This window comes from Mucilaginibacter sp., from assembly GCF_964263795.1.
GTDB lineage: Bacteria > Bacteroidota > Bacteroidia > Sphingobacteriales > Sphingobacteriaceae > Mucilaginibacter.
The window spans coordinates 1-13,403 of the sequence record NZ_CAXVWK010000098.1 but is presented as its reverse complement, the minus strand read 5'-3'; the positions used below and the strand labels follow the sequence as shown (position 1 = coordinate 13,403).

The 13,403-nt window shown below is 43.3% G+C and carries 13 protein-coding genes; 3 read left to right on the top strand and 10 right to left on the bottom strand.

Annotated elements, in window-relative coordinates; all coding sequences use genetic code 11:
- From ACE5CV_RS16020 to ACE5CV_RS16005, 4 genes are all read right to left on the bottom strand, one after another.
- Positions 1-774, bottom strand: a 774-nt coding sequence (locus tag ACE5CV_RS16020; protein ID WP_374951202.1) for a Wzz/FepE/Etk N-terminal domain-containing protein, incomplete at its 3' end; no start/stop codon positions are given.
- Between the two features lie 2 nt (positions 775-776).
- On the bottom strand, positions 777-1,460 hold the full coding sequence (locus ACE5CV_RS16015) for a TolC family protein (RefSeq protein WP_374951201.1): 684 nt from the start codon (positions 1,458-1,460) through the stop codon (positions 777-779).
- Between the two features lie 8 nt (positions 1,461-1,468).
- Positions 1,469-2,563 (bottom strand): sugar transferase, encoded by a 1,095-nt coding sequence (locus tag ACE5CV_RS16010; RefSeq protein ID WP_374951200.1) that lies wholly within the window; start codon positions 2,561-2,563, stop codon positions 1,469-1,471.
- Positions 2,541-2,930 carry a two-component system response regulator gene (locus ACE5CV_RS16005; protein ID WP_374951199.1) on the bottom strand — a complete coding sequence of 130 codons (390 nt, stop codon included), beginning with the start codon at positions 2,928-2,930 and terminating at the stop codon, positions 2,541-2,543. Before ACE5CV_RS16005 ends, ACE5CV_RS16010 begins: the two co-directional genes overlap by 23 nt.
- A gap of 302 nt (positions 2,931-3,232) precedes the next feature.
- Here ACE5CV_RS16005 and ACE5CV_RS16000 point away from each other — a divergent pair, with 302 nt between their 5' ends.
- Entirely contained in the window at positions 3,233-4,738 is a 1,506-nt protein-coding gene (locus tag ACE5CV_RS16000; RefSeq protein ID WP_374951198.1) for a gluconokinase, read from the top strand.
- Here the strand turns inward: ACE5CV_RS16000 and ACE5CV_RS15995 are convergent.
- The 4 genes from ACE5CV_RS15995 to ACE5CV_RS15980 all read right to left on the bottom strand — a co-directional run bounded on the left by ACE5CV_RS15995 (position 4,725) and on the right by ACE5CV_RS15980 (position 9,336).
- Positions 4,725-5,129: a hypothetical protein gene (locus ACE5CV_RS15995; RefSeq protein WP_374951197.1), complete on the bottom strand. Its 405-nt coding sequence runs from the start codon at positions 5,127-5,129 to the stop codon at positions 4,725-4,727. The genes ACE5CV_RS16000 and ACE5CV_RS15995 overlap by 14 nt on opposite strands.
- 77 nt (positions 5,130-5,206) lie before the next feature.
- Positions 5,207-7,603 carry a type I DNA topoisomerase gene (gene topA, locus ACE5CV_RS15990; RefSeq protein ID WP_374951196.1) on the bottom strand — a complete coding sequence of 799 codons (2,397 nt, stop codon included), beginning with the start codon at positions 7,601-7,603 and terminating at the stop codon, positions 5,207-5,209.
- A 161-nt stretch (positions 7,604-7,764) separates the two neighbouring features.
- Complete coding sequence (mnmA, locus tag ACE5CV_RS15985; protein WP_374951195.1) at positions 7,765-8,853, bottom strand: tRNA 2-thiouridine(34) synthase MnmA; 1,089 nt, start codon at positions 8,851-8,853, stop codon at positions 7,765-7,767.
- 90 nt (positions 8,854-8,943) lie between these two features.
- Positions 8,944-9,336: a winged helix-turn-helix transcriptional regulator gene (locus tag ACE5CV_RS15980; RefSeq protein ID WP_374951194.1), complete on the bottom strand. Its 393-nt coding sequence runs from the start codon at positions 9,334-9,336 to the stop codon at positions 8,944-8,946.
- Positions 9,337-9,442: 106 nt separating this feature from the next.
- Here ACE5CV_RS15980 and ACE5CV_RS15975 point away from each other — a divergent pair, with 106 nt between their 5' ends.
- Positions 9,443-10,039, top strand: a complete 597-nt coding sequence (locus ACE5CV_RS15975) for an FMN-dependent NADH-azoreductase (RefSeq protein WP_374951193.1) — start codon at positions 9,443-9,445, stop codon at positions 10,037-10,039.
- A gap of 39 nt (positions 10,040-10,078) precedes the next feature.
- Here the strand turns inward: ACE5CV_RS15975 and ACE5CV_RS15970 are convergent, their stop codons facing one another.
- Positions 10,079-11,326 carry a glutamate-5-semialdehyde dehydrogenase gene (locus ACE5CV_RS15970; RefSeq protein WP_374951192.1) on the bottom strand — a complete coding sequence of 416 codons (1,248 nt, stop codon included), beginning with the start codon at positions 11,324-11,326 and terminating at the stop codon, positions 10,079-10,081.
- Between the two features lies 1 nt (position 11,327).
- Positions 11,328-12,407 carry a glutamate 5-kinase gene (gene proB, locus ACE5CV_RS15965; RefSeq protein ID WP_374951191.1) on the bottom strand — a complete coding sequence of 360 codons (1,080 nt, stop codon included), beginning with the start codon at positions 12,405-12,407 and terminating at the stop codon, positions 11,328-11,330.
- Positions 12,408-12,679: 272 nt separating this feature from the next.
- On the opposite strand from proB, the gene ACE5CV_RS15960 reads away from it, so the two are divergent.
- Positions 12,680-13,403 (top strand): carboxypeptidase-like regulatory domain-containing protein (locus ACE5CV_RS15960; RefSeq protein ID WP_374951190.1); only part of this gene is annotated, 724 nt, incomplete at its 3' end.

Below are 13,403 nucleotides of genomic sequence, written 5' to 3'. Positions count from 1 at the left end.
TTTGTCAAATATAGATTTCGACTGATCTTCCAGATTTAGGATACCGTTCCTGATCTTGTATTTTCTTAAGCCCTCGGTCTTTGCGTTCAGGGTGTCCCGTTTCTGATCAACCAACCTGGAAAGATAGATTACAGCATCATTCTCATTTTTCTTGATCGTATTGGTATAGTAATCGATAAAATCCGCGCTCAGGATGTTTACAATAAAGGCAGACAGCTGCGCATTTTCAGATTCAAAACTTACAGTTATAAAATCGCTGTCCTCATCACGCGCAATCGTCAGGTCTTCGCGAATGTTACGCTCGTCATACTTCATTGAGCGTAAAAGGTCGTTAATGCCATTTTCATCCTTATTATAAAACGATAAAGGCTCACGAAGTTTGGCTTTTTGTGTTAGTACTTGTACGGCGTGCTTGCGTGCACCATCACCCAGGGTGGCTACCAGTTTACTTTGCGCCCTGAAAGGTGCCGGATCCGTTAGGTCGTGGATCATCAACTTGTAAGATACATTATTGATGAGCTTACGCAACTTCATGATCTCGATCAGGTTACTGAATTTGTGGTTCAGCTGCTGGTCCTGCGCCATACCGGTAGGATCAAGGTCAAGTAAATGGCTCGATTCATCAACTATACCGGTAGCGATCTGTGCGCTCGATACATATTTGTCAGCAAGGTTTTTAACCAGAAAATAAGAGACGATAACAGTAACCACCGGAATGATAATCAGCAGATTTTTATGTTTCCATAAAACTTTTAAAAAATTCCCTAACTCCATTCTTATTTAACGTCTTCTAATTTTGCACCTAAAATTTCTTCGAGGTTGGCCTTGGCGGTCAACATCGATAATTCGGCCTGGACCTGGAAACCATTTTGATTATACAGATTTGTTAAAGCCTCGTTATATACCTGGAATGTAGTTTCGTTTTTTTGAAACGTATATTTTAACTGCTTTACTGCCGATTCGGCATCAAGTGAAGCGCCAGAGCGCAAACGTACTTCTGCCTTGCCGGCAAGGTAAGCAAAATATAAACGTTTTACCTGCGCCTCGATACTTAGCAGGTATTCTGCCTGCTGATAGGTTGCAATTTTATAGGTCTCTTTAGCAGCACGGATATTAAACGGCTTTGTGATAATCTGCCCAATGTTTACCGATATGCTTAACTGGTAGCCATTGAAAATAGTTGGCTGCAACAGGTTTTGTGAGTTTTTTGGCTGGTAAATATACGATGCGGTAAATACGTCAAGCCACGATGCTTTGGTACCGTTCCAGTTGGTTTTTGCAAAGTTTACCTGGCTTTGGCGCACCTTCATTTCCGGATAGTTCTTTTTTGCAGTTGCGATAAGCTTTTCCATGTAAGGATAATCTACATCTGGAATAAAAGAGGTAGCTTGTGCGTGTAGCTGTGTAGTAAATATAAAGCTAAGTAGGGTAATTCCAATTAATCGTAAAGTAGTGTTCATTCTTGTTATTAAACTTTCTCTTTTTGAAACAGCGCAGGCACCGTGCCGACAATGATCTTAAGATCTAGCCAAAACGAGTACTTCTGGGCGTAAAAATTATCCAGTTTTTTGCGTTCACGTTCAGACATGTCTTCCTTACCACGTTTGCTTATCTGCCATAAACCGGTTAACCCGGCCGGGCCCAAAAAGCGCATTGACCATTCATTAGACGTTAGCATCTCTGCTTCGTAAACAGGTAACGGCCTGTTGCCAACTACCGACATATCGCCTCTGAGGATGTTGAACAGCTGCGGTAATTCATCTAAGCTCGAATTCCTTAAAAAGTTTCCAAGTTTTGTAACTCTTGGGTCGTTTTTAATTTTTACAAAGGCCGATTTCGTTGTCCCAGTTTCTTCGGCAGCATATTGATTGTTGGTAACTGCCATCTGTGCAAGCAATTGGTCGGCGTCGGTACGCATTGATCTGAATTTATAAAAATCGAACACTTTATAGCCTGTACCTACACGTTTGCTTTTATAAAACACCGGCCCTTTAGAATCAAACTTGATGAGGATAGCTACAATGAGCATTACCGGCGACAAACAGATAAGCATTACCGACGATATAAAAAGATCTAAAAAGCGTTTGCCAACCGGCATTTTATAGGTAATATCTACTTCTTTAGATAGCTCCAGCAATTTGGGCCTTATCAGCTTAAACTTAACTAAAAAGTTAAGGCGCTCCTTCAGGTCGACGGTAGAGAAAGGGTAGGTATAAAAATCATGCAGCCTCATTTGCATAGCCTTCTCAACCAGCCTCTTGTCTTTACGGGTAGATATCATTACAATGATCAAACCGTTCATCAGGAAGTTCTTCTTCAGCCTGTCAAACAGTTCAAAGCACTTTTCATCTTTATCAACCTCAACCAAAATAATATCCGGAATGGTAAGGATGGATTGGTTGCCCAGATAATCTTCCAGGTCTTTAAGCGTATCGTTAAACGTGAACCGGAATTTATCATTCAGGTCGTTGGATATCAAATCCTTCAATTCTAATCCTGCGTATGCAACGCTGATTTGCGAACCGGTGTGTACGTTCCAATCAGTTGCTGTCTGTTGCATCATAAACTTCTAAGGCTTGATTAATTGCAGTTTTTAATGTGGTAGGGTTAAACGGCTTGTGTATATAGGCCTCAACTTTGAAGGGCATATTAGCTACCTGCTCTTCCAGATCATGCGCTGCCGAGAGCAATATAACCGGAATATTACGATAAAAGCCGCTGATCTTAACATTTTTCACGAAGGATTGTCCGTCAAAATAGGGCATTTGTAAATCAGAGATGATCAGTTTTGGCATATTGCCGTCCTCTAACCATCCAAATGCTTCTATACCATTATTTTTAACAACGATATCATATTCTTTTGAAAGTATAAAATTCAAGAGTTTTAATATGCTTAAATCGTCATCAACAATAAGTAACCTTTTTTTCATGCCGATACTGTAACTGTTGTTTATGCTATAAATATGCTACTTTTTAATGGAAACCATCCAAAAATAGTATCATATTTAATGTAATTAATGATTGAATTTATCATCATCCAGTTATAAGAGAGCTACATATACCAATTTATTAATTGGCAGTTTTTAATTTAAAAGTAGATTAAATTGTCCACAAGTGAATTTAATTTCTGCCGGCTGCCCCTTAAATGTTAAAAAATAATGATGATGTGGAATACTATTCGAATTATCTTCGATCAAATTTTACGAATTAAATAGTCATTAAGTTTCCGGTTATGCAAAAATACTTTGTTGGGATAGATTTGGGTACCGGCAGTACAAAAGCTGTTGCACTTGATACCAACGGAATTGTGCTTTGCCTTGCACAGCACTACTATCCAACTATAAATTTGCAGCCCGGCTACAGCGAACAAAACCCATGCCTTATATGGGATGCCTTTGTTTTATGCGTTAATGAGGTTACTGCAAAATTAGGATGCGCGCCATCATTTATAGGCTTTAGCGCTGCTATGCACAGCATTATGCCTGTGAACGATGCCGGGGAGCCTCTTGCAAATGCACTATTATGGGCCGATTCCCGAAGTGGGGAAATTGCGCAAGCTATCCGAAGTTCTGCCCAGGGTGAGGATATTTATCGGCACACAGGTACGGCTATTTATGCCATGTCGCCGCTTTGTAAGCTTATCTGGTTGCGTGATAATGAGCCGGACTTATTAGCAAGAGCACACAAATTTATATCAATAAAAGAATTTATATGGTTTAAATTGTTTGGCGTATTTGAGGTAGATCATTCCATTGCATCTGCAACGGGTATGCTGGATATCTTAAACCGGGAGTGGTATGCCCCTTCGTTGAGTTTGGCAGGGATAACAACCGACAAACTATCTACCCCGGTAAGCACTAAATACTACAGGTACCTAACTGCCCGCAATGATACGTTGCCGATGATAACGAATGAAACCGCTTTTGTTATTGGTGCCAGTGACGGCTGTTGCGCCAACCTTGGCGGTAACGCGGTAACGCCCGGCACTGCTGCGCTTACAATAGGTACCAGCGGCGCGGTTCGTACCGGCAGCACCAGGCCTGTTTATAATTACGGGGCCATGACCTTTAATTATATACTCGATGAGCAGATTTTTATTTGCGGCGGGGCGGTCAACAATGGCGGGGCAGCGCTGGACTGGGTGATAAAAGAGTTTTTAAAGTACCCTCAAGTTAACGACGATATTTACAGGCAAGTGTTCAGCGAAATAGCCACTGCACCAGCCGGAAGCGATGGGCTGATATTTTTACCATACCTATATGCCGAGCGCGCCCCCGTTTGGGATGCTAAAAGTTCCGCCGCATTTTTAAATATCAGTTTTAAACATCAAAGGCAGCACTTTTTAAGGGCCGCTTTAGAAGGTATTTGTTACGCTTTAAATGACGTATTGTGCGCAGTGGAGCAATCATCTCAACCTATTGAGCAAATTGTAATAAGCGGCGGATTTGTCTCTTCGCAGGTTTGGGTGCAAATGCTTGCGGATATTACCGGCAAGCTCCTGGTTTTGCAGCAGGCAGAAGATGCATCGGCCATCGGCGCAATTTATCTGGGGCTACAGGCATTTGGCGAAAACGTACAAAAGGTAACTGACAAAGGTGGCGAAAGCCTATCTATTATTATGCCCGATGCAGTTAACTACCAGGTTTACAACAGGGTGTTTGCCATTTATCAAAAGCTTTATAAAAATTTGAAGGAAAGCATGCATCTTATGCATGGCCTGGACATTAGCGGATCATAACTCCCGGTTTGTTGATAATCGGTAGTTTGATAAAGTTGTCATCTACAATACTTTCCGGCAGGAATATAAACTTTTTGTCGAAGATCTCGCGGCCAATGTAGTAACTCAGCCAATACTCATTATTGAGACCAAAAGTTTGCTCGTCTATCGGTTCGATAAGTTTGTAGCTGTTGGCATCCACTAAAGGGAAGGCATGTCGCAACGTAGATGTTTTAACCTGTTCGCCATCTTTTTCGCCATAGCCTTTTGATGTGATCAATACATTTTCTAACGGCGCGTTCTTAAGATTAATGAGGTAAACATACCAAACCTTGCTTTCAATATTTTCACTCTCTAAAGCAACGGCAATAGCTATATCTTTTACAACGTTTGAGGGAAGATCTTTTATCATTTGTATTAATGAATGGTTGATTAAGATCAGCGGATGATTATATTAACTTTTCTCCGTTCGCTCAATCAACCGGTAACTTACTTCTTTTTGGCCACCGCCTTTTTCTTGGCAGGGGCTTTTTTGGCGGCAGGTTTAGCAGCAGGTGCGGCTTTCCCAAAGCGGCCTTTTTTGATATCTTTAGGCATTGCGTCCGCAAGCGCCTTACATTCCTCAAACGTTAGGGTTTGCGGATCCTTGTCCTTTGGTATTTTAACGTTTAATTTTCCAAATTCAATATATGGTCCCCACCGGCCGTTTAAAACTTTTACGGTTTCGTCTTCGGCAAAGGCTTTGATCAGTTTCTCAGCGTCTTTTTTACGTTTAGCTTCAATTAATTCAATAGCTTCAGCTTCAGTAACATCAAGCGGATCAATTTCTTTCGGTAACGATACAAACGCACTATTATGGCTAATATACGGGCCAAAACGGCCAATGGCAACCTTCATTGTTTTGCCTTCATATTCGCCAACAACCTTAGGCAGTTTAAATAATTCAAGAGCTTCTTCCAGGCTGATCGTTTCGATGCTTTGCCCTGTACGCAAACTGGCGTAAAGCGGCTTTTCTTCGCTTTCGTCGCTGGGGTTTTCACCAACCTGTACAAACGGGCCATAACGGCCAATACGTACTGATATCTTTTTACCGCTTTCAGGGTGTACACCCAATTCGCGTTCGCCCGTAGCTTTATCGGCAGTTTCTATGGTCTTGGTTACGTCCTGGTGAAAGGGTTCATAAAATTTATGGATCATCTTGGTCCAATCCTGCAGGCCCTGCGCAATTTCATCAAATTGCTTTTCTACGCTGGCGGTAAAGTTAAAATCAACAATACCCTTAAAGTGCTGTACTAAAAAATCATTAACAACGGCGCCAATGTCGGTAGGGAACAGCTTTCCTCGTTCGGCACCGGTATTCTCTGTACGTTCTTCCTTCACAATGCTTTCGCCTTTCAGCGTCATCACTTTAAAATTACGCTGTCGGCCCTCACGCTCTTCTTTCACCACATAACCGCGGTTTTGGATGGTTGATATGGTTGGCGCATAAGTAGATGGCCGACCGATACCCAATTCTTCTAATTTTTTTACCAAACTGGCTTCGGTGTATCTTGCGGGGGGGCGACTAAACCTTTCGGTAGCTGTCATCTCCTGTAAGTCCAACACCTGTCCTTTAGTTAAAGGCGGCAGTATGGCGTTTTCACCATCTGCAGTTTGGTTATCATCCTCTTCGTCGCTGCTCTCCAGGTAAACTTTCAGGAAACCATCAAATTTCATTACCTCTCCATTGGCCATCAACTCCTCATTACGGGTTGATATACTGATTTTTGCAACAGTTTTCTCAAACTGTGCTTCACTCATTTGCGATGCGATGGCACGTTTCCAAATCAGCTCATACAAACGCTTTTCGTTCGATTCCCCGTCGATAGTATGGTTATTGAAATACGTTGGCCTTATGGCTTCGTGCGCTTCCTGCGCGCTGGCGTGTTTGTTCTTGTATTTTCGTAAATGATGGTATTTATCGCCATAAGCTGATGTGATTTCTTTCTGGGCAGCATCTAAAGCGGTATCAGACAGGTTAACCGAATCGGTACGCATGTAAGTAATATAACCCGACTCATATAGTCTTTGCGCAACCTGCATAGTACGTGCAACAGAATATCCAAGTTTACGACTTGCTTCCTGCTGAAGGGTAGATGTAGTAAAAGGCGCGGCCGGGGAGCGTTTGGCGGGACGGGTCTCTAACGATTTGATATCGAAAATGGCCTTAATGCAATCCTGTAGAAATTTTTCGGCATCTTCCTGCTTCTCAAAACGGTTTGGTAATTCAGCCTTGAAGGAATTGCGAGCTTTACCGAATATAGCGACTATTTTAAAGGCGGCTTCTGACTTGAATTTGTTTACTTCGCGCTCCCTGTCAACGATTAACCTCACTGCAACAGATTGCACACGGCCTGCAGACAAGGATGGCTTTACCTTTTTCCATAACACAGGCGAAAGTTCAAAACCTACCAAACGGTCCAAAACGCGGCGTGCCTGCTGTGCATTTACCAGGTTGTAATCAATTTTACGAGGGTTTTCGATAGCCCTCATAATAGCCGGCTTGGTTATTTCATGGAAAACTATCCGTCGGGTATCAGGCTCTTTAAGGCCCAGGGTTTCAAATAAGTGCCATGATATTGCTTCTCCCTCGCGGTCTTCATCGGATGCGAGCCATACAATATCTGCCTCTTTAGCTAATTTCTTTAACTCACTAACTACCTGCTTCTTATCGGCAGGTACTTCATACTTTTGATTGAAGTTGTTGTTGATGTCGATCGCATCCTCAGACTTGATCAGGTCGCGGATGTGGCCGTAACTTGATCTTACGGTGAAGTCCTTACCAAGGTAACCTTCAATGGTCTTGGCTTTCGCCGGTGATTCAACTATGAGTAAATTTTTAGCCATTTAAGCGGGTTGTTTTGTGCAAAGAAAACATAAAATGATTTAGAAACACAAATTGTTTTAGCGGAGGAAAGTTAAGAAGGCTTAAAAATGCCGGAAAAGTTTAAAAGTAAGTAGTTGCTAAAGGTGTAATTAACAACAACTACTTTCAAACTATTTTAAACCTATATCAAAAAACCGCCGCCCAGCAGGTCGCTGCCTTCGTAAAATACGGCTGACTGCCCCGGCGCTATGCCGGATACCATATGATCGAAAGAAACCTTCATATGATCACCTATTTGCTGGATTTTGCTTTCTGTACCTGCGTCTTTATAACGGATCTTGGTCACCGCTTCCAATGGCTCTCTGATACTGTCGTACTTAACTAAATTGAGATTACGTACCCAAGCCTCTTTCTTTTCAAGCTCTTCAATAGTGCCTAATACAACCGTATTGTTTTCGGGCTGAATTTTAGTCACAAACATTGGTTTGCCTAGTGCAATGCCCAGGCCTTTGCGCTGGCCAATGGTGTAATAAGGGTAGCCAAGGTGTTTACCTACAATGGTGCCATCAGTAAGCACAAAATTGCCGGGGCCAACACGGTCGTCCAGGTCTTCTACCTTGTGCCTTAAAAAGGCGCGGTAATCGTTGTCGGGCACAAAGCATATCTCGTAACTTTCGCTTTTTCCAGCTAATTCCAACTGGCCCATGTCTACAGCCATTTGCCGTATCTCGGGCTTTGAAAAGCTACCCAGTGGAAATTTGGTACGCGCAAGGTTTTCCTGAGATACGCCCCAAAGCACATATGATTGATCTTTGTTTTCGTCTTTTCCTTTTGATATCACATAACGCCCATTGTCCTGAAGGCGGATGTTGGCGTAATGTCCGGTTGCAATAAATTCACAATCCAGCTTGTCTGCCCGTTTTAAAAGAGCCTCCCACTTAATGTGCGTATTGCACAAAACGCATGGGTTAGGGGTACGGCCGGCCAGGTATTCGTCTACAAAATTATCTATTACAAAATCGCCAAACTCGTTACGGATATCTAATATGTAATGCGGAAAGCCATAGCCTACTGCCAATGCACGTGCATCATTTATACTATCCAGACTGCAGCAACCGGTTTCTTTTGAACTACCACCGCTGGCGGCATAGTCCCAGGTTTTCATAGTAAGCCCGATAACTTCGTAGCCCTGCTCGTGCAGCATAACTGCCGCTACCGAACTATCAACCCCGCCGCTCATAGCCACTAATATTCTCCCGTGCTTACTCATATTGAGCGCAAAGATACAGGTTTACAGCGGATTTTGGGGGGGCTTGGGTCAGGGTAGGGTAAAATGAGAAGACGGTGAATACTGCAGCGATCAAACTGATGTATGGTTATCGGCAACAGGTTCTTTACGGCGGCTTTCAACTATCCGCTCGCGGTGTTGTACCCCCCATTGGCGCAGCGCGTCAATTATAGGGTCGACTGACGCGCTGTATGGGGTCAATTCATAGGTGACCGTGACCGGAACCGTATCGTACACCTTGCGGATAACAAATTCATTCAGCTCCAGTTCCCTCAACTCTTTCGACAGAACTTTTGGGGTAATGTCGGTAAGGGTCCGCTGCAGTTCATTAAATCGTTTAGGGCTGTCGCGCAGTGCTACTATCAATGGTAGCTTCCATTTACCGCTAAGCACATACAATGCATCCCTGATAGCACCTACAGCCGCATTGCACGCTTGCGAGCCATGAATTTTCGTTTCAGCCATGGTATCAAAATTAGCAACTATCCGTTAGGATACTGGTATCCTTTGGGATAGTAATATCTTTTTAATACCAAATGTAGATAGGTTTGCTTAATCAAAAACAAAGCAAATGAAAATATTAAATCTGATATCAAGCCCGCGGGGCCAGGCATCTTACAGCATTAAACTGGGTAATGCTATTGTCGAAAAATTGCAGCAAGCTAATCCCGGCAGTACGGTAATCACCCGCGATCTGGTTGCGAAACCCTTTCCGCACCTGGAAGAATCTCACCTTACCTCATTTTTTACCCCGGTAGAGCAGTATACACCAGAACTGGCTGAAGCTGCAAAACATTCTGATGAGGCGATTGCCGAGGTTATGGATGCGGATGTTATCGTAATTGGGGCACCTATGTACAATTTTATTATACATTCTTCATTAAAAGCGTGGATAGATCACATCGTACGCGCCAATAAAACTTTTACCTATTCCGAAAACGGGCCGCAGGGTTTAATAAAGGGAAAGAAGGTATATGTTGCTATCTCATCGGGCGGGGTGTATTCTGAAGGTGATAACAAGTCAATTGATTTTATTGAGCCCTATCTGCGTACCGTTCTTGGTGCTTTGGGAATGACAGACGTTACCGTTTACCGAGCCGAAGGTTTAAAGCTTCCGGGTGTTTCAGAAACGGCGCTTCAAAAGGCGATAGATAGTATTGCTGTTTAAGTACAAAAGCGCAGGGATAGTATCCCTGCGCTTTTAGTTTTATGTACTGCGAATCTGTCCGTTACCTTTAACTATCCATTTATAGCTGGTGAGTTCTTCTAATCCCATTGGCCCGCGGGCGTGAAGTTTTTGGGTGCTAATACCTATTTCGGCACCTAAGCCAAATTGTGCACCATCGGTAAAGGCAGTTGATGCGTTCACATACACTGCAGCGGCATCTACCCGGTTCAGGAAGTTTTCGATATTAAGTTCATCCTCCGAGATAATTGCCTCGCTGTGTTTAGAGCTGTTGGCGGCAATGTGGCCCAGCGCTTCGTCCAAATCATTAACCGTTTTAACCGACATCTTCATTGACAGAAACTCGGTGCCGAAATGCTCCGGTTTAGCCTCGTGCAACAGGCTAGAAGGGTAGTGGCCATCCAACACAGCATACGCTTGCTTATCAGCAAATATAGTCACTTCTTTTTTTGCCAGCGGTTCGGCAATGTGCACCAGGTCGCCCAGGCGTTTGCTATTGATGATCAGGCAATCCAACGCGTTACAAACGCTTACGCGGCGGGTTTTGGCGTTATCTATAATCGCTACGGCTTTGTTAAGGTCGCCGGTTTCGTCAAAGTAAGTATGTACAATACCGGCACCTGTTTCAATAACAGGCACTTTACTGTTATTGCGCACATAGTCTATCAATCCCTGGCTGCCGCGTGGAATCAACACATCTACATAACCTACCGCGTTCAACAGCGCTTCAGTAGCATCCCGTTCTGCCGGGAGCAGGGTGCCCATATTAAGATTAATGCTATGAGCAGCCAAAACCTCATGAATAATTTTGATAATTGCCCTGTTAGAAAATTCGGCATCGCTGCCGCCCTTTAATATGCACACATTGCCGGTTTTAAAGCAAAGTGCAAAAACATCAAAGGTTACATTTGGCCGCGCCTCATATATCACCCCTACAACGCCAAGCGGAACACGAACCTTTTTTATCTGCAAACCATTTGGCAAAGTCTTGTCTGATAAAACGGCTCCCAAAGGGCTTGGCAGCACGGATACATTTTTTATGTCGATAGCAACGCTTTGAATCCGGGCCGGGGTCAGGGTAAGGCGGTCGTATTTGGGGTCGGCCGGATCCATACGCTGCAAGTCCTTTGCGTTTTCCTGTAACAGGTAATCGGTTTGCATTATAGCAGCGTTGGCAACATCCAGCAGCACTTTATTTATAGTATCTGCTGTTAAAGATTTACCGCGTGCCGCTGTTAAGGCGTTTTCGAAATATTGATTGTAAGCCATTTTATCCCTGTAAATAAAGGTAATCGTAATGAACAAGCGGCCGTTGGTTCTTTTGGCCGGCCCACTCGCGTGCTTTGTCCGAACTGTATTCGGCCAGCCCGAGGCCTATCAGCTTGTTGCGTTCATCTATTATTTTTACAATGTCACCCTTTTTAAATTCAGCTAAAATAGCCACAACACCTACTGGCAGTAAACTGGAAGCTTTAGTAGATGTAAGTACCAATTTTGCACCCTCGTTTACTTGTACAGCACCAGTAGCGGCATTTTCTGAATGGGCTATCCATTTCTTTTTACCCGATGCTTTTTTATTTGGCACAAAACGGGTATGCGTTACATTGCCAGCCAATACATCAAGTAGAATATTATCGGCAGTGCCGTTGGCAATATGTACTGCTATGCCCAGCTTAGCTGTTTTTTGTGCAATGGTTGATTTGGTTATCATGCCGCCCCGGCCAAACTGCGAGCGGCCCGTGCTAACGAACGATGAAAAATCAATGCCGGCTGCTGTAACCTCCTTGATAATTGCCGAACCAGGCAGTTTGGTATCGCCGTTGTAAATGCCATTTACGTTGGTCAGTATAATTAAAGCCTGAGCGTTTAACATAGAAGCGATGAGCCCGGCAAGTTCGTCGTTGTCAGTGAACATCAGTTCGGTAACCGATACTACATCATTTTCATTGATCACCGGTACTACCTGGTGCTGAAGTAATATCTCTAAACAGTTTTTCATGTTTAGGTAATGTAGCCTGTCCCGAAAATCTTCTTTGGTAACCAATACTTGGGAGCATAGTATCGAAAACTGCTCAAACAAATGCGAGTAGGTATTGATCAATTTTACCTGGCCGATAGAAGCCAGTAACTGGCGTGTGGCAACCGAATCATTTTTATCGCTAACGGTTATCAAACTCCGGCCTGAGGCTACCGCGCCAGACGATACCAGGATAACCTCCGTACCGGATTTTTTGATGGCGGCAATCTGATCTACCAGTTTTTCCAAACGCTGCAGATCAGGCAGGCCATTGGCTTGTGTTATAACGTTAGAACCAATTTTGACAATGATACGCCGGTAGTTAAAGGCCATTAAAGTATATTAACTTAGTAGTCAAATATTACTATTTTATTGCACAACCTAGTGACTTTCGAATATTATTGTCAAAATAATAAGAATTTTTTTGGATGATATCTAAGAATTGATACTTTTGTATACTTAGTCTATAGACAATGTATTATTTAGTTCTTTCTTCACATCCACAAAAGATATCAAACATGCAGCGCCTAACTGCATGCTGCTGTTGTTGCTGATCTATACCGCAACCAGTTCAATAATTTCTAAGTTTCTTTCAACCTTATTCAATGAAAATTATAACTAATTCATTAAAGCTCATTGTGCTTTTCTTGGTGCTGCTTCCAGCTTTTAGTTTTGCACAACTCAACGGCAGTTATATACTAAGCGGCAAAGTAAATGATGAGCACGGCTTACCGCTAACAGGTACAACTGTCACCATAAAAGGTACAACCAATAGCACTGCTACAGATAGCACAGGAAAATTTGCGTTAACCACCAGTGCCAGATTACCCTTCACGCTGGTATTTAGCGCTATAGGTTTTCAGCCACAAGAGTTTTACATCAGAAATGCAAATAGCGCCGTAAACGTGCAGCTTACTTCGCAATCGCTTTTAATTAACGAAGTAGTAGTAACTGCATCCCGCCGGGAAGAGAAGCTGTTGAAGTCGCCGGTTGCTATTGAGAAGCTAAGTATCAATGCCCTCAAACAATCGCCCGGCCCCAGTTTTTATGACGCGCTTGAAAACGTAAAAGGTGTACAAATGACCACCACCAGCATTACTTTAAAAGTTCCTAACACGCGCGGTTTCAACAGCCCGAATAATTTTCGCTTTATGCAATTGGCAGATGGGGTAGACATGCAATCGGCAACGCTGGGCGTCCCATTGGGTAACGCTATCGGGCCAACTGAGCTGGATATTGCCAGCATCGAGATAACGCCGGGGGCAGCAGCAGCTTTGTACGGTACTAATGCTATTAACGGTTTATCTAACCTGTTCACTAAAGATCCGT